Raw genomic sequence first — 26,617 nt, 5'->3', positions numbered from 1 at the left:
AGGTACAATATGGCTGTCATCAGCAAAAAAAAGATCGTATACCCCATTAGTGAAAACCTAAGAAAATACCTCGTCAAATATGGCAGGGAGGTGGATATACCCATTCACTATAAAGAATTGCTCAGGTACACTAACTCGATTGCTCTTTATGATTATAAAGACAACGACACCTTATGGGAAACGGTTTTTTATGATGAATCTGACCGAAATGAGATTCATTATAAGGTAAAGAAAATATATGCCCTGCTAAAAGCTGATGGAGACATGACAGTCATGAAACACCTGTATGTGGACCGGATAGACCTGTGTACCTATGGCAATACACAACCCTTCAGGGTGAGGATTGTCAATCGAATCAATGATAATTTCGATTATTTTTACATCAAAAATGCAGATGCGTCAAGGGTCTATGGGCTGGGGTTGGAGCATTTATTGTCACCAAACAGAATAGGTTATCTCGTTTACAGGGACACCCTTATTGAAGAACATATCGCAGGTATACCGGGCGAACAATTTATGAAGCAACATCTTCATGATCCTATGTTGAACCCTATCCGATTATCCAAAGAATTTGTAAAGTTCAATGAGCGATGTTTTGTTCGTTTATTGGGGGACATGCACTCTTCCAATTTTGTGATTGATGTAACCCCAGACTTTGAAGAAACTCATTATAGGATTCGTTCAATAGATTTTGACCAACAATCCTATGAAGGTAAGAAGTCCATTTACCTTCCTCAGTTTTTCAAACAAAACAACGCACTTATTCAACTGGGTATAAAGCATATCACTAAGGAATCCATGGCCCAATACCAAAAGGAAGAGCGTGCACTGATAGCGACAAGATTGACCAGTTCTCCTAAAGAAATTACCGATATTCTGAATAGTATGGAGAAAGATGTTCTTTCCAAAGATTCCAATATAGAATCCCTTAAAAATGAATTGGCCAGGCATTATAATAACCCTGCATTCCTTCGCTGCAAAAACATGGGTGCGATTTTGAGAATGAGTTTAAATCAATTGATCCACAAGTAATAAAAAATTGTATATTTTTACCCCCTTAGTAAAAATCTAGTTTGTAATTTATTGGTCCCAATCCCTATTTGACCATTACTTCTGTTTTTAAATTTGAATAAATTTATACGCAAAATAAATTATGATTAGCCCCCTTCTTATGGCGCTTAACTGATCTTTTTCAAGCTTGTAATTAAAGGGAAGCTGTAAGTTTAACCCGAAAATATGCAATAGACAATCTATTACGTGCTGAAATCGCTCTAAAATCAGCCTCTTCGTTGCTGTTTTCAATTTCACCATAGCGCTGCTATGCTAAAATCTCAAAACAGCCTGATTTTCTTGCGATTGCAACACTTCCTGTAAACACGGGACAGGCTTCACCCCTGACTATTGTCAGGACGGAGAAATCCTATTACATAATCCGGGTTTAATTACATGACTGACAACCAAAAAAACAGGCTAGCTTAACTTGCTCGGACTCCACCTCAAAAAGACCTGTCCCTGGGTTAAAAGAACCTGCTAATTTTAAAAGATATTGATATTTACCTGCTCAAATTACATGGATTGGCATAGTTTATGAATATCTATTGACCAATGACATTGAATTTAAATTTAAAGTAAAAATTGGATATTATGAGCACTAAATCAGAAAAAAGAGTTTTTAAGAAACTAGGATACAATAAGGATGAATCCGAGAAAATAGTGGCTTCATTGAATCAACTTTTAGCCAATTATCATGTACACTATCAAAAATTAAGGAATTTTCACTGGAATGTAACTGGAGGTGATTTTTTTGATCTACACGAGAAATTTGAAGAATTATACACAGAATCATTTGCAAACATTGACCTTATCGCTGAGCGTATAAGGGTGTTTGGAATGACACCATACAGTTTAATGAAAGACTATCTTCAAAAGGCTGATATCAAAGAAGTTGGGACAGACCTAAGTTCAAAAGAAATGGTCAATGAGGTACTCAAAGATTTTCAGATTTTAGTAGATAACATGAACGATTGTGCGATAAAGGTTGCCGACTTGGGTGACAGTGCCACTGAGGACATGTTGATTGCCTTTATAAAAAGTGTAGAACTTCATCACTGGATGCTGACATCCTTTATGAAGGAATAAAAAAAATCCCCGATTAATTCGGGGATTTTTTTTTCCTATTTTTTTATCTACTTCAAACCATTGATAGCATAATCAATTTAGCGCGTTGAGTTACATCTTCACGAATAACAAAAAGGTCTTTTTGATTTGTTTAAATCTTTTTTTCAATAAAACCTTACCTCACAATTGGGTAATTCAGCTTGAAATTTCTCTACATTTCTAGAACTCAATCTGGTATTAAAACAAACCAGCTTTTCTAAATTCAAGAGATGTGTTATTTGCTTAAGGCTTTTAACACTTGTACTTGCAATATCCAAAGACCTCAAATCATAAAGCATTTCCAGCCCTTTGAGGTTTGAGATATTGGTACCAGCCAAGTTCAAATGCTTAAGTCTTGTTAGCTCACTTAAATATTCCAATTCGCTTACAGCCGTATTTGAAACATCAAGTGTTTCCAACATGGATAAAGGAGAAATAACTGACAAATCCCTGAATGGTGATTCAGTAACTTGAAGCACTTCAAGTTTTTCCAATCTGGCAATTGCTGATGGATCCTGAAAAGGTACATTTTTGATGTATAATTCTTTTAAATTAAAGAAGACTAGAAGTGGTTCTAAATTTAAAATATTGTCGCCAGTGATTTCCAACTTAGAACGTGAAGTAGCTTGGTGCAATGCCCAACCATCTGGATTTTCTTGTAGCTTATAATACCGAGAAAACAAGCTCTTCCAATCCTGACTCAGGTTCTCCCACCAAGACAATAATGCCTCCGTCCTAAATATCACATTGGTCTGCGGCAATAAACTAGCAAGTTCTTGTACATCCCATTCAGGCACCTTCGTGTTGTCAAGATTAATAAAATCCAATGAAGGCAGATTTTTCAGTGGTTCAACTGATTCTATATTGGTTCCTTGGAAAGAAAGGCCTTTCAGACCAGTAAGTTCCTGTAGGGCTTTTAGGTTGGTTACAGCGCTATAATCTCCACGAATATGCAACAAATTCTTCATTTCAGCCAACGGTGAAAGATCTTCTACCATTGTATTTTCAAAGGACAAATAGGTGATGCTTTTAAATTTAAGCGCTGGTCTTAGGTTCACTACCTTACTATTGTCTAGATTCAGTGAATCCATATTTACCAAAGTAGAAAGTGCTTCAATGGTAGGGTTACCTTTACCCAATGTTGGCAATTCTTCTACAAAAACCTGATTCCATCCATCAGGTAATGTTTGCCACCAAGTTTGAAGGTTTTCTACATTATGAATTAACAAAATACCTCTATTGCTTCTTACAAATATTTCAGCAGCATTTTCAGAAATACTTGTCCTGTCAGCATATATCCTTTTTATAGATTTTGATCCATTTATAGGGTCAAGCTGACTGACTTCTGTTCCGTTGATATTTACCCTCCACAGAGAAGGTAAAGATGCCAAAGGAGACAAGTCAAGAATATTGGTCTCTTCGAGATTAATCTCTTCCAATTGTTTTAACTCAGATAAAAAACCAAAATTGATCAAGTAGTTACCCTGAATATCGAGTTTTTTAAGTTTAGTTAAGTTTTTTAAATTTTCAATATTGTTGAAACCACTTTCTTCCAAGTCAAGGACTTCAAGCTGATTAAAGTTCTCCAATACGCCGAAACCTCTGAGAGGTGCTTTGGCTGCTTTAAAGGTTTGAAGATTCTTTAAACTCGTTAGTTCATCAATATTTGTCACTTTGGTTCCTGAAATATTTAGGAATTTAAGCTTGTCTGAATACTTAATGAACTGAATATCCTCAGTTGGGGTATAAGAAATATCCAAGTAGGAAAGAAAGGTAATATTACTAATCGGACTAAGTTCTTTGATCTGAGTACGGCTAATATCAACATATTTCAAATCCCTAAATACATGAATAGGGTCTATGTCTACCAACAATTTATTGCCTGAAAGGTCGAGTGTATCCAATGCAGAGATTTTATACAACATATCGAGTTGTACAGAATCCTCTGTTATGTCAAACTTCTCTCTCAATAATGTTTCCCATTCGAGCGAGAGTGTACTCCACCATTCCAATAGCTCTTCGTCCCTACTTAATTTTGTCGTATAAATACTGGCAATTTTAAGTTCATTGGAATTTCTATCCAAGTTGATCTCAACAAAACGGAGCTTGGTGTTTTCTATCTTTTCATTCTCAAGCCCAAGGCCTGTTAATGTTCTATCGAGAGAGATTTCGAAAAACAGATCTCCATTGTCATTTTCTTTTGGTTTTACCTCTTTGATTTTAAATTCAAAGGCGGCATCTTTAAAGAAGAACTCAATGTCTTTTAAATAGGAAACGACACTTTTGTTGGTGATAACTTGCCTATCCAAAAGCAGATCGTCTTCAATCTGAACATTTTCATCTCTAAAGATTTTCTTATAACTTTCTCTTATAATTACATCTTTATCCCTGGCAGAGGTTTCGCCACTGCCTACGGTATTCAAAAAATATTGTAAGAAACGAACTTGATCTTCTGCCTGTTGGCTAAAATCTTTGATCTCCTGTTTGGTATATCCCCCGATATCCTGAGCCAGAATGGTTGGGGCATAACAAAAAAATAGAATCAGGAGAAATGCATTTACTTTAATCCCTGTCATAGATGTAGTTCAATATAATTTCTTTGTCACCTTCCTCCAACTTCATTAAATTGGCAATCAACCAACCTGTATTAAATCCGGGTCTATTGAATTGACCCAATTCAAAATACCATTTATCTATTTGAAAAAAGTGGAATTTAGTATCTTTCACTGTTTCAAATTTCAATCTTTTGTTTTTTATTTCGAAAAGAAATAAAGTTAGGTAATCAGGTTGAAAACCATCCGGTGTATAAGACTCCGGTTTCGGATTATCTACGATAGCTTTCCTTAAGTTCATAAAACCCAATTCATGACTTAAAGGGTGAAGAAATTTTTTCTCGTCGCCTTTGGGTTTATCAAATACTGCTGTAAATGGAGGGAAGTTTACATTATCAATGACCCACTCGTAACCCAATCCTTGCGGCTGTAACTTCAAAAACAGTACCACATCTTGTCTTTTTCCATTATAAGTAAAAACAGTATTGAGTTCTGCGAACCAATCACCTCCATGAAAGTTGATGTATTGAGGGTAAACTTCGGATGTCACATGACCTATAAACTCTCTTTTAAGGTCGTTGCTTATCCCAGAGGTTTCGTTATCGAAGAGGATATTAATAAAAGATTTCCTAAGGGCTAGATCATGGTATTTATCATCCCCAGGGTGATATCTTACATCTCCTTCTTTGCTTTCCTCTGCATTAAATCTTCTGAAAAATTGGTTGACTTGTTTGGTGGCGGCAGCAAACCTGCCATCATCAATAATCCGGCCGGAGCTATTAAATGTTTGCCCCGGCGCGGAAATATTTGATAAGATTATGGTAATTAACGTAACAAATACTATTCTCATGCTGATGTTTCAGTCACTCTCACATCTCCCAACAACACATCCCAGAATTCAATGGTTCTACCAGAAATTTGGGTTTGTTTTTTCTCCACGTAGATTGTAATATCTTTCTTTGTGGTATCTCTATAGTTCAATCCTGCTTCTTGTGAAGTTCCTTCAAACCTTTGATAGATGGTAATTACACCTACATATCTGCCATCAGGTTGTCTTTCAAGATCAGAGATATAATGAATATCATACCAGCTGATGTTCACCCTATCATAATTCAAGGCCATCAATCTTTCGAAATACCTTCTGATTTTGTAATAAGCAACTTCATTGGTATTGACTGATGATACACCCATTTCAGCATCAGGAGCAAAAAGCTCTTCAGCTCTATCCATTACTCTAGTAGCTTCAGAAAACTGTGTTTCTTTACTTCCAATGATGCTGATGTATTTACTTAAATCTTTAACTTTCTCTAAGGCAAGGGAATCAATGGCTTGCTTTCTTTGAGGACTGATGCTTTCATCCTGAGCGAAAACAGAAATGCTTGTAGCCAGGAAAAAGATAAGCAGGGATGGAATATATTTTTTCATAATAACTTACTTTCTATAGTTTTTTAAATTATCTTCTTCTTAATTCTAATTCGGTAACTTTTCCGGATCCATCCATTCTGATATCGCTGATAAAGTTCAGATTTTTCTTGGTGTCTTTAAGATAGTTAAGGTACCTTTCGATGGTCGTTGGTTCATCGTAATCTTTTCTTCCAGATTCTTCATGAATTACAATTAAAACTGGTGTGTTTTGGTTAGAAAACATTCCCAACGCTTCTCTTATTGTATTATTGGCACTTTGTACATTAGAAGCATTCGCAACTGCATTGAAGTAATTTTCCAATTTACCAACAGCAACTTCTTCAGCAGAAGGTTGAGGGGCTGGTTTTGGTTGAGGGGCTGGCTCTTCCACTGGCACTGGTGCTGGTGGAGCCTCGACCACTTTTTTCTTGCTCTTACAAGCTCCCATAGCTAACAAAACAAATAGCATAACAGTCAATGACCGTGTCAAGGGAAATTTTAGGTTCCTTTTTTTCATAAGAATTGAATGGTTTTTAGTTAAGTGTAAAGACCTTATCCGAGGTTGAAATTAATATTACATCATCTCATAACCCCTAAGCTTTTACGTTGTTGTAGATGATTGTTTTAAGTGTTTTTTAAAAATAATTAGATTTTTTTAATCTGCACAATTTAAGCAATGAACGGCACTAAAGTTGATTTGTATTTAAATTAGTTAAAATTAACGATCTCGATTATTACAATTAAACCTTCTCAATTATAGGTAATATTTTTTTAAAACGCACAATTGTTGGGAAATTGACCGCATAATCATATAAAATGCTAATATATCATTATATATCGAATTTTAAGAAAGTTTTTTTTAACGGTAATTTCTCTATTTAATCGAATATTTCAGCCAGCTTTCTTTCCAAAGATTTGCCTCTTAAATCCTTTGCCATGATATTTCCTTCAGGATCTACCATGTAAGTAGCTGGTATGGCATTGATCTGATACTTGGCTGCGGCCTCTGAATTAAAATACTTGAGATCAGAAACCTGGGTCCAGGTCAAACCGTCCTCAGCTATGGCTTTTGTCCACATATCTCGGGTTCTATCTAGAGAAACACCATATACCTCAAAGCCATGGTCTTTGTATTTATTATAAAGTCTTACCACATTTGGATTTTCATCCCTACAAGGTTTACACCATCCTGCCCAAAAATCTATCATCACATATTTCCCTCTTAAATCAGAAAGGTTTACCACCTTTCCATCAGGATTAGGAAGTGAAATTTCAGGAGCTGGCTGCCCTACAGAAAGCGCTCTCATTTCATTTAGTTCCTGCTTCCAGGTACTGATTAATTTCATTTCCGGATATTTGTCTCCCAATGCAAGCACAACGCTGTCTATAAAATTAAAATCTGTTCCAGGGTCCAACATTCCTATTCCTGCCAAGGCAGCAAAACTTCCTTTAGACTCCTGAATAACAGACTTCACTTTGTCGGCATGGTTTATTCCCATATCAGTATACTGCTCACGAATTTCCTGAACTTTATCCTGATTTTTCTCAGACATGGCTTCGTAAAAAGCGGAATTCATGGCGTTTGTTTCTTCCTGATATTTGAGGGCTAACTCGTCTATTTCAAAAAGCAACTGACTGTCCTTAGAACCAGAAACATCAAGTTTTTCCGTTTCGAAATTATATTTAACTTTTACATCTTCATCAAATAAAGCCAAACGGATTGTTCTTTCTCCGAATAAATCCAAATCATAAAAATTTGGCTGATCTACGTTGATCTCATAATCAAAAGAACCTCCTTTGCCTATGACAATTGTGTCAAGGACTGAAATCTTGTCTACATCGTACTTGGATAAGATCACATCTCCCTCCGGTACATTTTCCAATTTACCAGAGATGGTCACTTTTCCATCAAAGACTTCTTTCTTTTCTTCTCCACATGCCGCAAGCAAAATGCCCGCCAATCCTACTGAAAATATACTTTTGGTTAAGAATCTCATAAAATTAATTATCCAATAACTCTGTTAAAATTTTATTAGCAACTTTTGGGTCTGCCTTACCTTGGGACTTTTTCATAACTTGCCCCATAAACATACCCATAAGTCCTTTTTTACCAGACTTGTATTCCTGTACTTTAGCCGCGTTTTGAATCAATACCTCTTGTATCACGGACTTAATAGAATCCTCATCACTGTCCTGAATTAAATTCAATTCTTGAGCGATCTCAAGTGGGGTTTTCTCAGGATTACTGATTAACTGAGGGTATATTTTTTGGGTAGCCACTGTAAAGCTTACTTTCCCATCATCAATCAAGGCTATTAATGCAGCGATTTGTGATTCCTTTAAAGGGAAGTCCTCAATCTTTAACGTCAATTCATTCAAATAAGATTTAATCGGGCCCATCATCCAGTTGGATGCCGCTTTAAAATTATTTGTATGGCTACATAAAGATTCAAACCACAGGGCTATTTCCTTTTGATCCGTTAACACGCCAGCATCGTATTCAGGAAGTCCGTAAGTATTAACGAATTTATCAAACAATTCGCGTGGAAGAACCGGAAGTTCGGCTTTAATGGAAGACAACCATTCTTCAGAGATCACCACAGGGCTTAAATCAGGCTCAGGAAAGTACCTATAATCATTAAGGTCTTCCTTAGTCCTCATGCTTGCCGTTAATCCGGTCGTCGCATCAAATGTTCTTGTTTCTGAAATGATCTCCACTCCTTTTTCAAGTAGCCCTATTTGCCTGTTATATTCATGCTCAATGGCCCTTGCAACGTTTCTAAAGGAGTTCATGTTTTTCACTTCCACTTTTTTCCCCAACTCGGTTTCACCATTAAGTCTAACAGACACATTGGCGTCACATCTTAAAGAACCTTCTTCCATGTTTCCATCACAAACATCAAGATAGACAACCAATTTCTTTATTTCTGACAAAAGGTTATAAGCTTCTTCAGAAGAGCGCATGTCAGGTTCTGTAACAATCTCGATCAATGGCACACCAGCCCTATTGAAGTCTACAAGTGTATCCACCTCCCCAGCAAGGTGCATGGATTTACCTGCATCTTCTTCCATATGGATTCTGGTTAATGCTACATTTTTTTTCTCCCCACTACTTAAAGTAATAGGAACAAAGCCACCTACACAAATAGGATTTTTATCCTGTGTCAGTTGATATCCTTTTGGCAAATCTGGGTAAAAATAATTCTTACGGGCAAATACATTCCTCCTTGTAATGGAAGAATTACAAGCCAGTCCCATTTTCACAGCATACTCCACTGCTTTTCTATTTACTTTTGGTAAGGTGCCTGGGTGCCCCAATGTAATCACCGATATATTGGTGTTAGGCATTTTCCCATAGCTATTGGCATCAGAGGTGTACATCTTACTTTTAGTAAGCAATTGTGCGTGGACTTCCAATCCTATCACCATCTCGTACTTATCTTTGAGGTTTTCTGCCATTAAGGTAGTGGACTTCTCTTCAATCATCTTTAAATTATTACAGTTATCGTTCCAAATTGTCCAGACTTAGTCTTAGACAAAAATTGAAATACGCTAAATTATTTCAAGGCTTGTTCAAGCAATATTTCAGCTTTTTCTAAAGCCACAGGCAGTCCTGAGGAATCTTTACCTCCTGCTGTCGCATAAAAAGGCTGACCTCCGCCTCCACCTTTGATCTCCCTGGCTAATTCTTTTACCATTTTACCAGCATGGAGACCTTTCTCTTTTACAAGCAAATCGCTTACCACAATTGCTAATTGTGGTTTACCATTTATATCTGCTGCTAATACTGCCACCAGGTTATCAATTTCATTTTTCAATTCAAAAGAAAGCTTTTTGAGGGCCTCAGCATTAGGCAATTTAATCAATCCTAATATTAAGTGGTAACCGTTGAAGGATTTTACCTCACTTTTTAACATTTCTTTAATTTCTTCGGTGGCTTTTAGGTTCAAAGTCTCAATTTCTTTCCTTAAAGCAGCTCTTTCATGTATTAATCCTTCAATTGCACCAACGAGATCTCTAGGATGTTTGAGTGTTTCCTGAACATTTTCCAATAATTCAAACTGCCGTCTGACATACTCCTGAGCTCCCGAAGCTGTTACCGCCTCTATTCTCCGAACACCTGCTGAGATAGAACTTTCAGAAATAATTTTGAACATTCCTATTTCCCCTGTGGCATTCACGTGCGTTCCTCCACACAATTCCACACTATAGCTAGGATCAAAAGTAATCACCCGAACTTGCTCTCCGTACTTCTCCCCAAAAAGAGCTGTTGCTCCCATTGCTTTAGCCATATCTATTGGGACATTTCTTTTCTCATCCAGTGAGATATTTTCTCTGATTTTGGCATTTACGATGTCTTCTACCTGAAGGATTTCCTCTGCTGTCAATTTTGCAAAATGAGAGAAATCAAATCTTAATATTTTCTCATTAACCAAGGATCCTTTTTGTTGCACATGCGTTCCCAGTACCTGCTTCAAAGCGGACTGTAAAAGGTGAGTGGCTGTATGATTACTTTTAATCAAACCACGCTTTTTGGCATCTACGAGGCAGGTAAAATCTGCCTCAGGATTTTCAGGCAATGCCTCCACCCAATGAACAATTAGGTCATTCTCTTTTGTGGTATCAACGACCACAATGCTTTCTTCATCGTTCGAAAGGATTCCAGTATCACCTACCTGCCCGCCACTTTCGGCGTAAAAAGGTGTTTGAGTCAAGACCAACTGGAATCTATCTTTATTTTTATCTTTAATTTTCCTGTATTTAATGATTTGAGCAGTTGCATTTAAAGCATCATAGCCTATGAATACTGAACTCTCTTCATCATTGACTGTAATCCAGTCACCTGTTTCAAGTTTGGAGGCAGACCTAGACCTGTCTTTTTGCGCTTTCATGGCCAATGTAAAGCCATTTTCGTCTACGCTAAGCCCATTCTCTCTTGCGATTAGAGAGGTAAGGTCTAAAGGAAAACCATAGGTATCATACAATTCAAAAGCAACTTCACCAGGAATGGTGTTTTCATTTTTGCTTTCAAGAGATTTCTGAATGCTCTCAAGGTTCTTCAATCCTTTATCCAAAGTCCTCAAAAAGGCCAACTCCTCTTCCTGAATCACTTTTACAATAAAGTCTTCCTGCATTTTTACTTCTGGGAAAAACTCACCGAATTTCTCTGACAATACCGGTACCAATTGGTATAAGAATGGTGTTTTGAGATCCAAAAAGGTGTATCCATAACGAACCGCTCTTCTAAGTATTCGCCTAATGACATAGCCAGCCTTATTATTGGAAGGCAATTGCCCATCGGCAATGGTAAATGAAATAGCCCTGATATGATCAACAATTACACGAAATGCTATATCGGTTTTTTCCGCTGCTCCATATTTGTAACCAGATATACTTTCCATTTTAGCAATAAATGGCTCAAATAGATCCGTATCATAATTGGAAGACTTCTGTTGGATTACCCTCACCAGCCTTTCCAATCCCAATCCAGTATCTACATGCTTTGCAGGTAGTTCTTTTAAATGGCCATCTGCAAACCGGTTGTATTGCATAAAAACCAAATTCCATATTTCTATTACTTGAGGATGGTCCTCATTGACCAATTCTCTACCTGGGATTTTTTGGATTTCCTCAAGAGAACGCATATCGAAATGTATCTCAGAGCAGGGCCCACATGGTCCTGTTTCGCCCATTTCCCAGAAATTGTCTTTTTTTGAACAAAAAAGAATACTTTCCTTATCTACCAACTCTGTCCAATAATCAAAAGCTTCTGTATCTTTATCTAATTGGTCCTCTTTATCGCCACCAAAAACAGTGATGTACAATCTATCTTTTGGCAATTGATAAACTTCTGTAAGTAACTCCCATGCCCAGTTGATCGCTTCCTTTTTAAAATAATCTCCAAACGACCAATTGCCCATCATTTCAAACATGGTATGATGGTAGGTATCCACACCTACTTCTTCCAAGTCATTGTGCTTCCCTGAAACTCTTAGGCACTTTTGACTGTTAGTAACCCGAATATGATCCGGGGTTTCATTGCCTAAAAAATAATCCTTAAATTGGTTCATTCCAGCATTGGTAAACATCAATGTGGGATCATTTTTCACAACTATTGGTGCAGATGGAACAAACTGATGCGCTTTAGATTGAAAAAAATCAATGAAATGGCTTCTTATTTGTTTGGAATTCATGTTTATTTACCTTAGAATGAATTACTTGGAATATTTAAAGTTTTTGAATTATCTTTGTAACCAAACTCCCAACTATCTACTTCCCTACAAAGTAGCTTAATCTCCTGGGTTTTTTCGGATTACAAAATTAGAAGTTTTAACGTACTATTTGTTAAATGAGTAGAATAAAATATTATTACGATCCCAAAACCTGTAAATACGAAAGGTATGTTAAGAGCAAATGGGATGTAACATTGAATGTTTTAGGATTTCTATCCCTTTCTTCAATTCTGGCAGTCGGTATACTTATTGTTTTCCACTATTATTTTGACAGTCCAAAAGAATTGATCTTGAAAAGAGAAAACAGGGAGCTTAATCTCTATTATGAACTTCTTGAGAAGGAAGTAGCTCAACTGAACACCATGATGGCGGATCTTCAGGAAAGAGATGACAACCTTTATCGTGTTATTTTCGAATCCGAGCCCATTCCGAGTTCAGTCAGAAATGCCGGCTATGGTGGCTCTGATAGATTTAAAGACATAAAAGAAAAAGGTCTCAACCAAGGCAAAATGATTATATCTGTTGCCAATAAAGTAGAAACCCTTAAAAAACAACTTTTTATTCAGTGGGAATCCTACAATGAATTGTCTGAAACAGCACTTAACAAAGAGGAATATTGGGCTTCCATCCCTGCCATTCAACCTATACACAATGAAGAATTAAAGAGGCTTGCTTCTGGTTACGGCATTCGATTACACCCTATTCTTAAGGTGAAAAAAATGCATACGGGAATTGATTTCTCAGCCCCAAAAGGTACGCCTATCTATTCTACAGGTGATGGTGTGGTAGAAAGTGTCAGGACGGAGTTTGGAGGCTATGGAAAATCTATACAAATAGACCATGGATTTGGCTTTAAAACAAGGTATGCACATATGAATGATTTCAATGTCAAGACCGGAGACAAAGTTAAAAGGGGGGATAAGATAGGTACTGTAGGTAACACAGGTTCATCCACAGCTCCCCACGTACATTATGAAGTGCACAAAGATGGTAAATATGTAAATCCGGTCAATTACTTCTTTAAAGATCTAGAACCTACCGAATTTGATAAAATTTTGGAACTGGCTTCAAGAGAAAATCAATCTCTTTCTTAAGCGAAATTTAAACCCGAGTTATGTAATAGAATATGTAATGAGTGTTGCAATCGCAAGAAAATCAGACTGTTTGGAGATTTTAGCATAGCACCGCTATGGTGAAATTGAAAACAGCAACGAAGTGGCTGATTTTAAAGCAATTTCAGTACGTAATAGAATGTCTATTGCATATTTCGGGTTAAAAATAACAAAAGCCCTTTCCTCTATAATTGCAGGAAAGGGCTTTTTATTGAATAAAATCCAATTTGATCGGTTTTATCAATTAATAGCAACATTTGTTTTCTATATAAGGGATAATTTTTATATTTTTGATTAAAAAATACCTGAAAATTGCCATACAAAGAAAAAGATATCGAAAAAAAGTATTATTCCATCGGGGAAGTAGCTGAAAAATTTAAGGTGGCCACTTCACTAATTAGGTATTGGGAAGGAGAATTCGATATCATTAAGCCCAAAAAAGACAAAAAAGGAAACCGTAGATTTACCATAGACGATATTGAGAAGATTCGGTTAATTTTTCATTTGGTGAAAGAGAAAGGTTATACGCTCACAGGTGCCCAAGAAATCATCAAAAGGGACATGCATAAGGTCCAGGATAAAGCAGCAATGATCCAACGACTACATGAAATCAGAGGTTTTTTGACAGAAATCAAAAATAATCTGAATGAACAAGCAGCCGAATAATGAACTCCTATACAAAGTAGCATTAGGCCTGATCCCTAAGCTAGGACCTAATATTTACAAAAAAATCATCAGAAACTGCGGTTCCGCAGAAGCTTTTTTTAATATGCCCCGAGGTAAACTGGAAAGGATTCAGGGAGTCGGGCCAAAATTACTTGCATACAGAAATCAAAAAGCAAAGTACCTATCTGAAGCAGAAGCGCTGATCGATACAGCAGTCCAACATAAAATTCAAATTCATTGTTTTATGGAGGAGAATTACCCAACTCGATTAAAATCACTTCCAGACGGCCCACCGGTACTTTATAGCAAGGGGGAATTAACCCTCAACCCCAAAAGAACTATCGGGATAGTAGGCACAAGGAAGGCTACAGATTATGGTAAAAACATCACCCAACAAATAATAGAGGAGTTGTCAAGGTTCCAACCTACAATTATCAGTGGTTTGGCCTATGGAATTGATGTAGAAGCGCATAGGGCAGCTATTTCCAGAGAACTGCCTACCATAGGTGTTTTGGGCTCCGACCTAAACACCATCTACCCCTCCACCCACAAAAAAACGGCTGAACAAATGATGGAGAACGGTGGCTTACTTAGTGAGTATAAGCTTGGAACTGAGATGAACCCCGGTAATTTCCCGCAAAGAAATCGCATTATTGCAGGAATGTCGGATGCCCTTGTAGTGGTCGAAGCTGCAAAAAAAGGAGGTGCTTTAATTACAGCAGAGATCGCATATAGCTATAACCGTGAAGTATTTGCGGTCCCTGGGAACCTGCAGTCAAAATTCAGCGAAGGGTGTAATGACCTGATTAGAAACATGAAAGCCGGTATTTATATGAACTCCAGAGAAATTGTTGATTCTCTATCATGGGACATGGATGCTGCGCAGTCTTCAACCAAGCAAGTTTTACCCGACCTATCTTTACTCGATCCACTTGAGGCCAAAATCATGGAAAGAATATTTGACAAAAAGGAAGTAGAAGTAAATTGGCTTAGTCACGATTTAAAATTACCTATCAGCACTCTTGCTGTCAAATTGCTCAACTTGGAATTTCTTGGCTTTATCAAGGCTTATCCAGGGAAAAAGTACCAATGGCTTCAGAAAAAATAATAAAAAGAATGTCCTATTACAGTAAATGGTGTTTTTTGATTATATTAGAATAAACCAACCAAAACTTAAAAAAATGAAAAGGACCCTTTCCCCAATATTGTTCTCTTTGCTTTTACTCCTAAGTTGTGAAACTGAAAAAAAAGCAGCTACCGATGATCTACCTATGCAAATCGCGCATGCTTATGGCTTCGATCAATTGGAAGATGTCCAATCTATCTCCTACACTTGGAATGTAAGGAGAGACAGCGTAACAGTAATGGTTAGAGATTGGAAGTGGGACCTTGTTAAAGGTGAAGTCTCTTATTCCGATGCTGACACTAGTGCCACTTATCTTCTTTCTGAAAAAACGGATCAAATTAAAGACATTGACCATAAGTTCATAAATGACAAGTATTGGCTATTGTATCCATTTCAATTGGCTTGGGACAAGGGGTTCACAACTGAAATAACGGAAGACCAAACCTCGCCAATCAACGGCACTCCTAGCACTAAACTCACTGTGTTGTACAATAATGAAGATGGTTATACTCCGGGTGATGCCTATGATGTTTATGTAGACGAAAATAAAATTATCAAAGAATGGGTTTTCAGAAAAGGAAATGCCGCGGAAGGTAGGGCATTTACTTGGGAGAATGAAAAAGATTTCGGTGGAATCAAAATAGCCCTTGATCACCGAATGCAAAATGGAGAAAAGATCATTTGGTTTACAAATGTTAAAGTAGTAAAGAAATAGAGCATTTCCATTGATTAATATTAAACTCACAGGCCTGAAATAGCGGTGAAAATACAGGTAATTTTAAATTACCTTGCTAGTAACCATATTTCAGGCCCAGTTTTTAACCGGACATGCAACATGTTTTTAAAGTAACCTAGTACTTCTGCATTGCCCACAAAATAGGTGGTTGGAAGTGAAACTGATCTATTCCAACTATCGAACACCAAGTCAGAAGATTTCACTTCAATTTCCCCGAGGTTATTTTCAGAAAGGTTGAGAATTGATCTATGGCCATAACCAATGGTATGATCTGGCAACTTAATTCTAAACCAATCCCCACTTTTACCTAAAACATCAAATAAGGTTTCATTGGGATAACTAGAAATAACCTTAGAACTAAGGTTTGGAGAGGCACGTAAATTCCCGCTCTTAGCTAAAAACACACCTTGTTCTTTCAATAACACACTGTCAGAGGCTACAATTGGATTACTTTTTTCTAGAGACTGTAAGAAAGGTAAAGGATTTTTCGCACCTCTTCCTCGCGAGTAGACTCCAAAATGCAAATGTGGAGAGGTGGTTCTGGCGTTGCCTGTATTTCCCACAGTACCCAAAGTATCTCCCAGTTTAACTCTTTGACCGGACTGAACAAGCTGACTATCAAGATGGGCATAATAATAATTATAGCGTCCAGTATTAAGCCAGACCACATTTCCTCCAAGTCGGTTTTGGCCTGCTTTACTTACTCTTCCTGGTGCTACTGCTAATACTGGTATTCCTCTTTTGGCAAATACATCTACACCTTCATGTCGCCTTGATCCGCCAGCTCTGGCATCTCCCCAAAAACTAGCAATTTGACCTGAATGCATTTCCGAAATCGGAAAAGCAATGGAACCGGAGACATCAATATTTACAACAACCATTCCTCCTTCTAGCAACTCAGGCTGCACTCTGAGAAGATGCTCACCATCTTCCTTTACGGTATAAGCCAAACTTCGGTGATCATTAGAAAAATGAATTTGAGTATAACCATTACTCGTCTTCCTGAACACATCTAGAAAGTATATGGATGTAGTATCACTGAGCATTTGGGCATTGATATTTACCTGACTACCTTCTTCTACTTTGTACTGCCAAAATAAAGCCTCAGCTTTCCCAGGATCAAAATAGGTCATCTCAGAATGAGGGATTTCTTGAGTGCTTAATTTAAAATCTATAGGTACTTTACCATTTTTAATCCAAGTCTTGGCCAATGAATAATCTTGCAGACCAGCCTTATCCAAAGCATTTACATAGGATTCATATGGATTCTGATTATTAAAAAGTTTCTCAGTATGACAAGAACTGAGGCTGAAAATAAAAAGTGTGAAACAAAATATTTTAATAATTCTCACATCCTCAAAATAAAAAAAAGTCAATAACAAGTTGGAAGATAAGTTCCAACCTGTTATTGACTTTATTAAGGTAAATAATGAATTAAAGTGTTTTTTGACCTTCATGCTTACCTTCCCTTATTTCTTCAATTATTTTCTTATTGAAAGCCTCAAGATCTTCTGGGGATCTGGAAGTAACCAATGCTTGATCGCAAACACATTCTTGATCGTACCATTCTGCACCTGCATTGATTAGGTCTTGTTTAATCGACGGAAAAGAAGTCATTTTTCTTCCAGCCAATGCACCTGTCTCTATCAACACCTGTGGTCCATGACAAATTGAAGCGACTGGTTTACCTTTGGCAAAAAAATCCTTAATAAACTGAACAGCTTCTTTATTCCTGCGTAATTTGTCTGGATTAATTACTCCACCAGGAATTAAAACGGCGTGGTAATCATCCGAATTGGCTTCATTAACTGTTTTGTCTACTTTAAAATCACTTCCCCAGTCACCATCATTCCAGGATTTGACGCTCCCTGAATTTGGAGAAATCACTTCCACTGTGGCGCCTTGATCTTCCAAAGCTTTTTTAGGAGAGGTAAACTCTACTTCTTCAAATCCATTCTCTGTAATTAAAGCTATTTTTTTACCTGATAAGTTACTCATAATAATAGTTGGTTTGATTTTACACTAAATTTTAATGAAAAAGTTCAAATTCCATGCTAAACTCCACAAAGTGGTAAAAATTTTACTTATTAGTATTGACCAAGAATTCGAAATTCAAGTTTATTGCTTGGAAATCCCCCTATTTTGTAGTGATTAAAAAAAAATGGCAAAAAAAAAAAGCCCGGTTAAAACCGGGCTTACTATAACTTTAGCGATGAAATTCTTATACGTAATTGCTTAGCATCACTGGCATAACTAGCATCAGAATATCTTCGTTCTCATTTAAATCTGAAGGAAGAATCAAACCCGCTCTGTTTGGTGCACTAAACTTCAATGTCACCTCTTTAGCTGAAATATTATTTAGCATTTCTACCAGAAATTTAGCGTTGAATCCGATTTCGATGTCTTCACCTTCGTGTTCACATGACAATCTTTCATTGGCCTCGTTTGAGAAGTCCAAATCTTCAGCTGATATCTGTAATTCACTACCTGTAAGCTTCAATCTAACCTGGTGTGTGGTTTTATTGGCGTAGATAGCAATCCTCTTTAGGGAGCCTAAAAACTCCTGTCTGTTGATCACCATATCGTTGTTATTGTCCGCAGGAATTACATTTTCATAATCTGGGAAACGCTCATCGATTAACCTACAGATCATCTTGATATTATTGAACTTAAAGTAGGCGTTACTGGTGTTAAATTCAACACTTACTGGTACATTTTCAGTAGGTAGTGTTGATTTCAATAGGTTGAGAGCTTTCCTTGGCACGATAATGCTTGTAGCTTCAGGGGAGGCTATATCCACTCTTCTATATCGAATCAATCGATGTCCGTCAGTGGCAACAAATGTAGTATTGGTACTACTTAGATTGATAAACACCCCTGTCATAGCAGGTCTTAACTCATCATTACTTGTAGCAAAAATGGTATTAGCAATCGCACTACTCAAAACATCTGTTGACATTTCTACTGTAGAGGCATTGGTAACACTAGGAATTCGAGGAAAGTCCGTTGCATTTTCTCCTGCCAATTTATAACGTCCATTGTCGGAACTGATTTCCACACTATAGGTTTCCTTGTCAATACTAAAGGTTACTGGTTGTTCAGGAAGGTTTTTAAGTGTTTCGATCAATATTTTTGCAGGGACTGCAATATTGCCGTCTTCTTTTGCCTCCACCTCAATTTCTGTCATCATGGATGTTTGCAAATCAGAAGCTGTAACCGTAAGCTTGCTGTCCAATATTTCAAAAAGAAAGTTCTCTAAGATAGGCACAACAGGATTGGTTGTTACCACCCCATTTATTGCGGAGAGATGCTTCAAAAGTGAGGAAGAAGAAACAATAAATTTCATATGTATGGTTTTTTTAATTCAGTCACATTAAAAATTATCGTAGAATCCACGATACAATTCCGTAAAGCCAAATTTAGCGTTTTTAGTCATTGCTTTTAACCAAATGAGACACAAATTTTAATTTCGATGGATTTAACAGGGTAAAGTTATAAATAAAATTATAAATGCCCTCATTAGGTTTTGATTTGATAGGATAAAATTAATATGATTTTCCAATAATGGTTTTAATTCTTTTCATTTAGCGTATTTCCTTTTCCTGAAAACCTGTCTAATCCAGCCTATAAGCACAACTACCAATACAGGAATCACAATATTGATTAACTGCCACATGGATTTCTGCTGTTTAATTTTAACTTTATTTAATGGTCTAATCTCAAAACTTTTGGTCTTACTAGCGATTATGCCTGTTGGGGCCACCATATAATTAACTGTGTTTTGTAAAAAAGTTCTGTTTGCAGTGTTACTTTCGGAAAAGGGATTGACACCAAGTGGAAGCGGTTGTTCTTCCTGGGGCTGTATCCAACTTTTTATCACATCTGCATCTCCGGAAACAAGAATTCTCCCTCCTTTGCTTTCTGGTAAAAACTTATTTTTATCAAATTCTTCCGGTACAAAACGATTTTTGAAGAATGAAGTGAATTGTCCTTCTAGTAAATATGCCAATGGAAGACTTCCACTATTGAAGGATTTGACATCAGGTTCGATTGCCATGTCTACAAAAGCTACACGAACAGGAGCGCTTTGCCTTTTGCTATAATTGCTGGAGAAAATCAAAGGAGTCTTTTTTACAAGTTCTGCTTTTACTGTATCAATCGTACTCACGAACCGAAACTGAACCACATCCAAGCCTTTGGTAATAGGGTGACTTGCCATTTTTCCTGCCTGCACATAAAATGGCCAAGGAAGTGGTACAATTTGAGGCTGGTTGCCAAACTCACCTGAAACCACCGGGAAATAACCGAAATTCAAATCCTGAACAAGATCTTTATTTATGCGTACACCATAGCGGAATAATAGATCATCCAGACCGGTATCTAAAGGCATAGACACTGTTCCCTTACCTCCTGCTTCTTCCATGTTTACCGCCATCTGATCAAGCATAAACAGAATATTACCTCCGTACATTAAAAATTGATCGAGCAGGTACTTTTCCCTCTCCCCATAAGCAGACTTGGGACCTGCCACAATCAACACCTCAAAAGTCAGTAGATCCTCCACACTTTTAGCTTGATCAAAAGGAACTTTATATACCTCAAAATCTTCATTTAGCGCCTCCACCATTCCATACCCCTCATCCTCAACCATTTCACCTTGCCCAATAACTATTCCAATGGCACGCTTGTCTCTGGTGTACAAACGTTTAATCGCTTGGCTGATTTCGAATTCAAGGTTTTCAATAGAGAGATTAAGGGTTTCTTCAGGCCCCATTCCAAGTTCCCCTTTCAGCAATAGCACACCCGTTTCTTTAGATGCAGAACGAAGAACAATCCCTGGAAATATAAGTTGAGTAGACTGGGTGCCATTTTGGTTGCTATGCAAATTGGTAGGGTTAATTCCATAATCTGAAATTTTTAAAATATAGGCCTCACTTTTCTCTGCGACCATTTGCAATGGATCCAAATAGTTGATTGATATATCTTCTCTACTATAAGAGCGAAAAGTCTTCAATGTCTGCTCTATATTTCTCTGGAAGCGTTTCATCCCAGGAGGAAGATCATCCCCAACCAATAAAATATCTATTTCCAATGGTCCGTCCATCTCCTCCAGTACGTCCAGAGTAGCCTGCCCTATACTGTATTTACCCTCCTCAGTCATGTCCAACCTGAAAGACCACCATCTTTCCAGATTAGCAACTGAAAACCATATCAGCATTAAAGCGGTTGCCCCATACAAAAGGGACTTGTAATTTCTATTCATCCCTATTGATCAAAACCCAAGAACACACCAAAAAGGTAAGTATCATTCCCAAAAAGTAATAAATATTTTCGGAGACAATAACACCTCGCCCCATTTGTTCATAATGAAAATCGGTACCCAAACCTTCCAACAAAACAGCCAAATCACCTGAAGTAAGCGATGCCATCGCTCCTATCCCACCATACAACAAGAAGGAAATGAACACTGCTATTACGAAAGAAACGATCTGATTGGAAGTAATGCAGGAACTAAAAAGCCCAACAGATGCAAATAGTGCGCCTACCAAAAACAAACCAATATAGGCACCAAAGAACCCAGCACTGTCAATATTCCCTATAGTATCTCCAAGTTGGACGATACTGAAATAATAAATCAATGTTGGGATTAAAGAGAAAAATAAAAGCGCCAAGGCAGCAAAGTACTTGGCGATAACTATCTGAGAACTGTTTAATGGGGAAGTTTTAAGCAGCTCCCAAGTACCCGTTTTTCTTTCCTCAGCAACCATCCTCATGGTAATGGCTGGCAGTAAGAAAATGAAAACAAAGGGGGTATAACTAAACAAGGGTTCAAGATCTGCATAACCATATTCCAGCACACTTGTGCCTGGAAACACCCACACTATCAAACCCAATGAAATTAAAAATACAGAGGTAATCAGGTAGGCTGAAAGGTTACTAAAAAAAGCATTGACTTCCTTTATAAACAGGCTCCACATCTCTCTAACTTTTGGTTAAGCTATGAAAGACAGATTCCAAGTTTATTTCTTCCTGGCTAATACTCACCAAGTTCAGGTTATGTTTTTGTATCATCTCGAAAAGCTCAATTCTTAATTTCTTAGGATCCTTGCAAGTTAGGGCCAGCAAGCCTGGCCTTTTTCTATCCAGGGCACTAAAAGAAAGCCCTGTTAACCAATTGTCCGTTATGGTTTCCTCTGTTTCCAGTAAAACTATGGATTTTCCAGCACTGGCTTTCAGGTTTTGAAGTGAATCTTGCGCCACCAGTTTGCCTTTGTTGATAATGACTACCTTATCACATAGGATTTCAACCTCCTGCATAATATGGGTACTTAAAATAAGCGTTTTGTTTTTGCTAATTTCTTTAATTAGATGCCTGATTTCTACCAATTGGTTGGGATCCAAACCGGTAGTTGGCTCATCTAAAATAATTATTTCAGGATCATGTACCAGACTCTTTGCCAAGCCAACCCTTTGTTTGTAACCTTTAGACAAGTTACCTATTCTTTTGTGCAGCTCATGACTGAGCCCACACTGCTCCATCACAATCTTCACCCTTTCATTGCGAACATTTCTCTTCATCTGATAAAGTCCACCTATAAAGGATAAAAATTCGGGGATGTACATTTCCTCATACAAAGGATTATGTTCAGGCAAATACCCTATCAATTTGCTAATTATTCGGGAATGCTTTTTTACCGAAATGCCGTTGACCAATGCTTCACCGGAGTCAGCCTGAAGAAAACCTGTAATGATTTTCATAGTGGTAGACTTACCAGCACCATTTGGTCCTAAAAAACCCAACACCTGTCCAGGATTCGCTTGAAAACTAACATTATCGAGAACCAATTGGTCCCCAAAACTTTTTGAAAGTTGTTGAATTTCTATGGACATAATTCAAATGCTAATCAACCTAGCAAAGGCATTAACACTTTTAATAAGGAGCTATTGTTTGTAATTCTAACGTCGTTTCTCCCTTATTCTTATAAAAGGAACGCTCAAATAAAAGATAAAATTATAACCGAACTATGCAGTAGCCATCCTTAATTAACAGGAATCCAATTGCATAGTTCGGATTAAAACTTAGGGTTCTAAGGCTTTTACTCCTGGCAATACTTTACCTTCCATCAGTTCAAGCAAAGCGCCACCACCTGTAGACACAAAAGACACTTTTTCACCATAGCCAAACTTATTAACTGCTGCTGCGGAATCACCACCGCCAATAAGCGTAAAGGAACCATTTTCAGTAGCCGCAACAACTGCTTCGGCAATTGCCTTTGTACCTTTTTCAAAGCTACTCATTTCAAAAACTCCCATTGGGCCATTCCAAAGAATAGTCTTAGAGTCTTTAATAATGTTGGCAAATTTAGCTTGTGTTTCAGGCCCAATATCTAATCCCATCCAACCGTCAGGAATTTGTCCTTTTTTAGCTGTGCTTTGCTCAGCGTCATTGGCAAAGTCAGTAGATATAACAGTGTCATCCGGCAAGATTAGATTTACATTTTTTTGCTTGGCTTTTTCTAAAAGCTCCAGCGCAAGGGCCATTTTATCTTCTTCCAACAAAGAATCTCCAATGGTTCCTCCCTGGGCTTTAGCAAAAGTATAAGACATACCTCCACCAATGATTAAATTGTCAACCTTGTCAAGTAATTTATCGATAAGTAGGATCTTGTCCGAAATCTTAGCTCCACCCATGATGGCAGTGAAAGGTCTTTCAGGTGCTCCTAATACTTTTTCGGCGTTTTCTAATTCAGCTTGCATTAAATAACCTGCCACTTTATCGTTAAAAAACTCAGCTACAATCGCTGTAGAAGCATGGGCCCTATGGGCAGTTCCAAATGCATCATTCACATAAATATCACCAAGACTGGCCAATTTACCTGCAAAATCCTTGTCTCCTTTTTCTTCTTCTTTATGGAAACGTAAGTTTTCCAAAAGCAAAACCTCTCCAGCATTCAGGCTAGTGGCTAATTGAGTAGCCTCATTACCAATGCAGTCCTTAGCAAATTTTACAGACAAGCCTAGTTCCTTATTCAACTCGGTAACGATATGTCTTAAAGAAAATTTATCTTCTGGTCCGGATTTTGGCCTTCCAAGATGGGACATTAAAATAACCGATCCACCATCTTTAAGGATTTTCTTGATCGTTGGCAAAGCTGCAGCGATTCTAGTGTTGTCTGTGACGGTATATTGATCATCAAGAGGAACATTAAAATCCACTCTTACAAGTGCTTTTTTACCACTAAAATCAACATTATCAACTGTTTTAATTCGATTGTTCATGCGTTATAGGTTTAATATTATCTTCAAAAATAAACATTTTATTTGGCAGCAGCCCGCCTTAACCGGTCATTTATCGCTTTCCCTAAGTGTATTTCGGGCAATTCTTCAGCTAGAATCAAGCTTGTATCTGTTTCGTCAAGGCGACGCATTGCAGAAAACAAATTCCTGGCTGCCTCATCAAAATCTCCAGAACTACTTAATGCCACTTGATTGGACGCTGGGACATCGGAAAAGGAACGTTTAAAGGAAAGAATTGCAAAATCTCCCTTTTCAGACTGATGCTGTAGCATTAGCTCATCAAGATCACCTAAAATCATGCGTTTTCTTGGCGCATAGTGACTTTTTAGCATACCGGGAGATTGTGGATTACTGCTTGATTGAGGTAAAATAAGCACCTTACCTACAATTTCTTCAATGGCACCCACTGAAATTCCGCCAAGACGGTAAATGATAACCTGTCCCTCCTCCATACCTACAATGGTACTTTCAAGACCGACTTCACAATGACCTCCATCCAAAATATAGGCCAGCTTATCTCCAAGGTGATCCTGAACATGGCTTGCACTAGTCGGGCTAATATAACCAAAAGGGTTTGCACTTGGAGCAGCCAAAGGAAAGTCTAAGCGCTCTAATAAGCTTAAGGTAAGGGCATGATTAGGCACCCTAACCCCTACTTTCCCCAACCCGCTAGTCACCAAGTCAGGAATTATACTTTTCTTGGTCAGCAATAAAGTAAGGGGTCCTGGCCAAAAAGCTTCAGCCAAAGCTTTAAGCTCCTCTGGAATAGATTCCACATAATTATACACCTGATCTATTCCGGCCACATGTACAATTAAAGGATCAAATCTAGGTCTGTTTTTAGACTTAAAAATTTGTACAACGGCTTTTTCATCAAGGGCATTGCCTGCCAGACCGTAAACCGTTTCGGTAGGAATGGCTACGAGTTCTCCCGATGCCAATAAAGCTGCCGATTTTTCAATGTCTTTTCCAATCTCAGCCATTATTCTTTACAGAATTCGTCTAACCAATCTTTAGCCTGAGTATAACCTAGGGTAAAGGCTGTCTGCAAATGCTCACAACCTTCCTCTTTTTTACCCAAAGCGCTCATCTCAGTCACTCCCAATAAATAAAATGCAGCTCCATTTCTAGTATCAATCTTCGTCAACTCTTCAAGTGTAGCAATGGCATTCAGAGGATCGTTATTCCCCAGAAGTGCTTTGGCTTTATTGAACAATACCTGTGGTTGCTGAGGATCAGCATGCAAGGCTTTGTCGAAGTCTATCAGGGCATCATCGTACATCTCTAGGCCCAAAAGTGCCAATCCACGATTGTAATAAATATCCACCTGATTAAAATCAAGACCGTTGGCCCTGTTATAATCAATCAAAGCATTTTTATACTCCTCTTTTTCCATGTATACATTCCCTCTATTAAAAAAGGGCTTGTAATTATTTTCATCCAATTCAATCGAGCGGGAAAAGGATGTTATTGCATCGTCCCATTTACCCGTTTGGAAGAAGATCACACCTCTGGCATTCCATGCAGGAGCATGTGTCGTATCGTTTTCAACCAATCTATTTAGGTGCTCAATTGCGGTATCAAAATCCTGTTTTTCCAAGGCTCCAATGCCAGCTTCGAATAATTCCTCAGAAGTTGGTTGACAGGAAACAAGAAGAAATAGGGCTATGATGCTACTCCATATATTTTTATGCATTACACTTTTTTTTGCAAAGATAAGGATTCCTTAGGGCACAATCCACAAAAGGTTAGAACAAAAAGCTAGGACATGATTAGATCCTATAGCAGGATTTCAGATTTACTGGTTTTTTCTAGCATTCTCAATATCGAGTCGTTAAACCCAACCAATTCGGCCGTCATGTCAAAACCTATCCAAGCGAGGTCTTTACTTTCTGGACTAATTACAAGTGGTTCATCCATTTCAGCCTCAATAAGAAATCTAACATCATAATGAAAATGCCTTTCCTCTTTATTGTTTTCAGGAATCACATGTCGATCAAGATCAAAAATTGACTTGTCTACCAGTTGAATAGAATGCAAGCCACTTTCCTCTTTTGCTTCTTTGAGAGCCACCTCCACCAGGTTCTCATCTCCATCTGCATGCCCTCCCAATTGAAGCCATCGTTGAAGTTTCCTATGTAGTGTTAACAAGGTATGGGTACGCCTTTTATTGACTATCCAGGCAGAGGCAGTAAAATGCCCCTTTTTCCTTTCTCTTTTAAATGCGTCTGGGTCGTTTAAAAGATCCAGAAAAGCAGGCACCATGGCTTTTTCCTCCTCAAAAGGTGTCCTGTAATTTTCAATCAAGCACTTTAGATTTTCTCTGTCCATAT

At 37.7% G+C, this 26,617-nt stretch carries 23 protein-coding genes; 6 read left to right on the top strand and 17 right to left on the bottom strand.

From position 1 onward, the window contains the following. Positions 1-9: 9 nt before the first annotated feature. Both AC13EX_RS13650 and AC13EX_RS13645 read left to right on the top strand, forming a co-directional pair. Entirely contained in the window at positions 10-1,032 is a 1,023-nt protein-coding gene (locus AC13EX_RS13650; RefSeq protein WP_482893105.1) for a hypothetical protein, read from the top strand. A 612-nt stretch (positions 1,033-1,644) separates the two neighbouring features. Next, entirely contained in the window at positions 1,645-2,139 is a 495-nt protein-coding gene (locus AC13EX_RS13645) for a Dps family protein (RefSeq protein WP_339717885.1), read from the top strand. Between the two features lie 143 nt (positions 2,140-2,282). Here AC13EX_RS13645 and AC13EX_RS13640 read toward each other — a convergent pair whose 3' ends face one another. The 7 genes from AC13EX_RS13640 to alaS all read right to left on the bottom strand — a co-directional run bounded on the left by AC13EX_RS13640 (position 2,283) and on the right by alaS (position 12,307). Next, entirely contained in the window at positions 2,283-4,733 is a 2,451-nt protein-coding gene (locus tag AC13EX_RS13640) for a leucine-rich repeat domain-containing protein (RefSeq protein WP_482893104.1), read from the bottom strand. Next, positions 4,720-5,559, bottom strand: coding sequence for a hypothetical protein (locus tag AC13EX_RS13635; RefSeq protein ID WP_482893103.1), 840 nt, complete (start codon positions 5,557-5,559; stop codon positions 4,720-4,722). Before AC13EX_RS13635 ends, AC13EX_RS13640 begins: the two co-directional genes overlap by 14 nt. After that, positions 5,556-6,134, bottom strand: coding sequence for a hypothetical protein (locus AC13EX_RS13630; RefSeq protein ID WP_014018714.1), 579 nt, complete (start codon positions 6,132-6,134; stop codon positions 5,556-5,558). The genes AC13EX_RS13635 and AC13EX_RS13630 overlap by 4 nt, the downstream gene beginning before the upstream one ends. A gap of 28 nt (positions 6,135-6,162) precedes the next feature. After that, positions 6,163-6,630, bottom strand: coding sequence for a hypothetical protein (locus AC13EX_RS13625; RefSeq protein ID WP_048640501.1), 468 nt, complete (start codon positions 6,628-6,630; stop codon positions 6,163-6,165). A gap of 361 nt (positions 6,631-6,991) precedes the next feature. After that, the gene (locus tag AC13EX_RS13620; protein WP_482893102.1) at positions 6,992-8,110 is read right to left on the bottom strand and encodes a redoxin domain-containing protein; all 1,119 of its coding nucleotides are present in this window, start codon (positions 8,108-8,110) and stop codon (positions 6,992-6,994) included. Between the two features lie 4 nt (positions 8,111-8,114). Next, on the bottom strand, positions 8,115-9,599 hold the full coding sequence (gene gatB, locus AC13EX_RS13615; protein ID WP_482893101.1) for an Asp-tRNA(Asn)/Glu-tRNA(Gln) amidotransferase subunit GatB: 1,485 nt from the start codon (positions 9,597-9,599) through the stop codon (positions 8,115-8,117). Between the two features lie 71 nt (positions 9,600-9,670). Continuing rightward, positions 9,671-12,307 (bottom strand): alanine--tRNA ligase, encoded by a 2,637-nt coding sequence (gene alaS, locus AC13EX_RS13610; RefSeq protein WP_482893100.1) that lies wholly within the window; start codon positions 12,305-12,307, stop codon positions 9,671-9,673. 155 nt (positions 12,308-12,462) lie between these two features. On the opposite strand from alaS, the gene AC13EX_RS13605 reads away from it, so the two are divergent. From AC13EX_RS13605 to AC13EX_RS13590, 4 genes are all read left to right on the top strand, one after another. Beyond that, entirely contained in the window at positions 12,463-13,440 is a 978-nt protein-coding gene (locus AC13EX_RS13605; protein ID WP_048640505.1) for a M23 family metallopeptidase, read from the top strand. Positions 13,441-13,770: 330 nt separating this feature from the next. After that, on the top strand, positions 13,771-14,124 hold the full coding sequence (locus AC13EX_RS13600) for a MerR family transcriptional regulator (RefSeq protein ID WP_482893099.1): 354 nt from the start codon (positions 13,771-13,773) through the stop codon (positions 14,122-14,124). Continuing rightward, the gene (gene dprA / locus AC13EX_RS13595; RefSeq protein WP_482893098.1) at positions 14,105-15,232 is read left to right on the top strand and encodes a DNA-processing protein DprA; all 1,128 of its coding nucleotides are present in this window, start codon (positions 14,105-14,107) and stop codon (positions 15,230-15,232) included. The genes AC13EX_RS13600 and dprA overlap by 20 nt, the downstream gene beginning before the upstream one ends. Before the next feature lie 73 nt (positions 15,233-15,305). Beyond that, complete coding sequence (locus AC13EX_RS13590) at positions 15,306-15,965, top strand: hypothetical protein (RefSeq protein WP_482893097.1); 660 nt, start codon at positions 15,306-15,308, stop codon at positions 15,963-15,965. A gap of 68 nt (positions 15,966-16,033) precedes the next feature. On the opposite strand, the gene AC13EX_RS13585 is transcribed toward AC13EX_RS13590, so the two are convergent. The 10 genes from AC13EX_RS13585 to AC13EX_RS13540 form a co-directional block, all read right to left on the bottom strand. Continuing rightward, the gene (locus AC13EX_RS13585) at positions 16,034-17,443 is read right to left on the bottom strand and encodes a peptidoglycan DD-metalloendopeptidase family protein (RefSeq protein WP_482893096.1); all 1,410 of its coding nucleotides are present in this window, start codon (positions 17,441-17,443) and stop codon (positions 16,034-16,036) included. Beyond that, on the bottom strand, positions 17,421-17,984 hold the full coding sequence (locus tag AC13EX_RS13580) for a type 1 glutamine amidotransferase domain-containing protein (protein WP_482893095.1): 564 nt from the start codon (positions 17,982-17,984) through the stop codon (positions 17,421-17,423). The genes AC13EX_RS13585 and AC13EX_RS13580 overlap by 23 nt, the downstream gene beginning before the upstream one ends. Positions 17,985-18,207: 223 nt before the next feature. Then, positions 18,208-19,332: a DNA polymerase III subunit beta gene (gene dnaN, locus AC13EX_RS13575; RefSeq protein WP_048640511.1), complete on the bottom strand. Its 1,125-nt coding sequence runs from the start codon at positions 19,330-19,332 to the stop codon at positions 18,208-18,210. 234 nt (positions 19,333-19,566) lie between these two features. Next, a complete protein-coding gene (gene gldG / locus AC13EX_RS13570; protein WP_482893094.1) occupies positions 19,567-21,249 on the bottom strand; it encodes a gliding motility-associated ABC transporter substrate-binding protein GldG in 1,683 nt (560 codons plus the stop codon). Continuing rightward, positions 21,242-21,964, bottom strand: a complete 723-nt coding sequence (gene gldF, locus AC13EX_RS13565) for a gliding motility-associated ABC transporter permease subunit GldF (RefSeq protein ID WP_048640513.1) — start codon at positions 21,962-21,964, stop codon at positions 21,242-21,244. The genes gldG and gldF overlap by 8 nt, the downstream gene beginning before the upstream one ends. Positions 21,965-21,968: 4 nt before the next feature. Further along, positions 21,969-22,877 (bottom strand): gliding motility-associated ABC transporter ATP-binding subunit GldA, encoded by a 909-nt coding sequence (gldA, locus tag AC13EX_RS13560; protein ID WP_482893093.1) that lies wholly within the window; start codon positions 22,875-22,877, stop codon positions 21,969-21,971. 189 nt (positions 22,878-23,066) lie between these two features. Beyond that, positions 23,067-24,266, bottom strand: coding sequence for a phosphoglycerate kinase (locus AC13EX_RS13555; protein ID WP_482893092.1), 1,200 nt, complete (start codon positions 24,264-24,266; stop codon positions 23,067-23,069). A gap of 38 nt (positions 24,267-24,304) precedes the next feature. Continuing rightward, complete coding sequence (locus AC13EX_RS13550; RefSeq protein ID WP_482893091.1) at positions 24,305-25,267, bottom strand: L-threonylcarbamoyladenylate synthase; 963 nt, start codon at positions 25,265-25,267, stop codon at positions 24,305-24,307. Next, entirely contained in the window at positions 25,267-25,980 is a 714-nt protein-coding gene (locus AC13EX_RS13545; RefSeq protein ID WP_482893090.1) for a tetratricopeptide repeat protein, read from the bottom strand. The genes AC13EX_RS13550 and AC13EX_RS13545 overlap by 1 nt, the downstream gene beginning before the upstream one ends. Before the next feature lie 83 nt (positions 25,981-26,063). Continuing rightward, positions 26,064-26,615 carry an NUDIX hydrolase gene (locus tag AC13EX_RS13540; RefSeq protein ID WP_482893089.1) on the bottom strand — a complete coding sequence of 184 codons (552 nt, stop codon included), beginning with the start codon at positions 26,613-26,615 and terminating at the stop codon, positions 26,064-26,066. Positions 26,616-26,617 lie beyond the last annotated feature (2 nt).

It is taken from the genome of Cyclobacterium sp. L-R (genome assembly GCF_056859355.1).
Note: the sequence above shows the minus strand (reverse complement) of the source record. Positions and strands in the feature narration are given on the sequence as shown.

Coding starts and splice junctions, on each gene's coding strand:
- AC13EX_RS13650 (WP_482893105.1), top strand. CDS start 10: ATGGCTGTCATCAGCAAAAAAAAGATCGTATACCCCATTAGTGAAAAC.
- AC13EX_RS13645 (WP_339717885.1), top strand. CDS start 1,645: ATGAGCACTAAATCAGAAAAAAGAGTTTTTAAGAAACTAGGATACAAT.
- AC13EX_RS13640 (WP_482893104.1), bottom strand. CDS start 4,733: ATGACAGGGATTAAAGTAAATGCATTTCTCCTGATTCTATTTTTTTGT.
- AC13EX_RS13635 (WP_482893103.1), bottom strand. CDS start 5,559: ATGAGAATAGTATTTGTTACGTTAATTACCATAATCTTATCAAATATT.
- AC13EX_RS13630 (WP_014018714.1), bottom strand. CDS start 6,134: ATGAAAAAATATATTCCATCCCTGCTTATCTTTTTCCTGGCTACAAGC.
- AC13EX_RS13625 (WP_048640501.1), bottom strand. CDS start 6,630: ATGAAAAAAAGGAACCTAAAATTTCCCTTGACACGGTCATTGACTGTT.
- AC13EX_RS13620 (WP_482893102.1), bottom strand. CDS start 8,110: ATGAGATTCTTAACCAAAAGTATATTTTCAGTAGGATTGGCGGGCATT.
- gatB (WP_482893101.1), bottom strand. CDS start 9,599: ATGATTGAAGAGAAGTCCACTACCTTAATGGCAGAAAACCTCAAAGAT.
- alaS (WP_482893100.1), bottom strand. CDS start 12,307: ATGAATTCCAAACAAATAAGAAGCCATTTCATTGATTTTTTTCAATCT.
- AC13EX_RS13605 (WP_048640505.1), top strand. CDS start 12,463: ATGAGTAGAATAAAATATTATTACGATCCCAAAACCTGTAAATACGAA.
- dprA (WP_482893098.1), top strand. CDS start 14,105: ATGAACAAGCAGCCGAATAATGAACTCCTATACAAAGTAGCATTAGGC.
- AC13EX_RS13590 (WP_482893097.1), top strand. CDS start 15,306: ATGAAAAGGACCCTTTCCCCAATATTGTTCTCTTTGCTTTTACTCCTA.
- AC13EX_RS13585 (WP_482893096.1), bottom strand. CDS start 17,443: ATGAAGGTCAAAAAACACTTTAATTCATTATTTACCTTAATAAAGTCA.
- AC13EX_RS13580 (WP_482893095.1), bottom strand. CDS start 17,984: ATGAGTAACTTATCAGGTAAAAAAATAGCTTTAATTACAGAGAATGGA.
- dnaN (WP_048640511.1), bottom strand. CDS start 19,332: ATGAAATTTATTGTTTCTTCTTCCTCACTTTTGAAGCATCTCTCCGCA.
- gldG (WP_482893094.1), bottom strand. CDS start 21,249: ATGAATAGAAATTACAAGTCCCTTTTGTATGGGGCAACCGCTTTAATG.
- gldF (WP_048640513.1), bottom strand. CDS start 21,964: ATGTGGAGCCTGTTTATAAAGGAAGTCAATGCTTTTTTTAGTAACCTT.
- gldA (WP_482893093.1), bottom strand. CDS start 22,877: ATGTCCATAGAAATTCAACAACTTTCAAAAAGTTTTGGGGACCAATTG.
- AC13EX_RS13555 (WP_482893092.1), bottom strand. CDS start 24,266: ATGAACAATCGAATTAAAACAGTTGATAATGTTGATTTTAGTGGTAAA.
- AC13EX_RS13550 (WP_482893091.1), bottom strand. CDS start 25,267: ATGGCTGAGATTGGAAAAGACATTGAAAAATCGGCAGCTTTATTGGCA.
- AC13EX_RS13545 (WP_482893090.1), bottom strand. CDS start 25,980: ATGCATAAAAATATATGGAGTAGCATCATAGCCCTATTTCTTCTTGTT.
- AC13EX_RS13540 (WP_482893089.1), bottom strand. CDS start 26,615: ATGGACAGAGAAAATCTAAAGTGCTTGATTGAAAATTACAGGACACCT.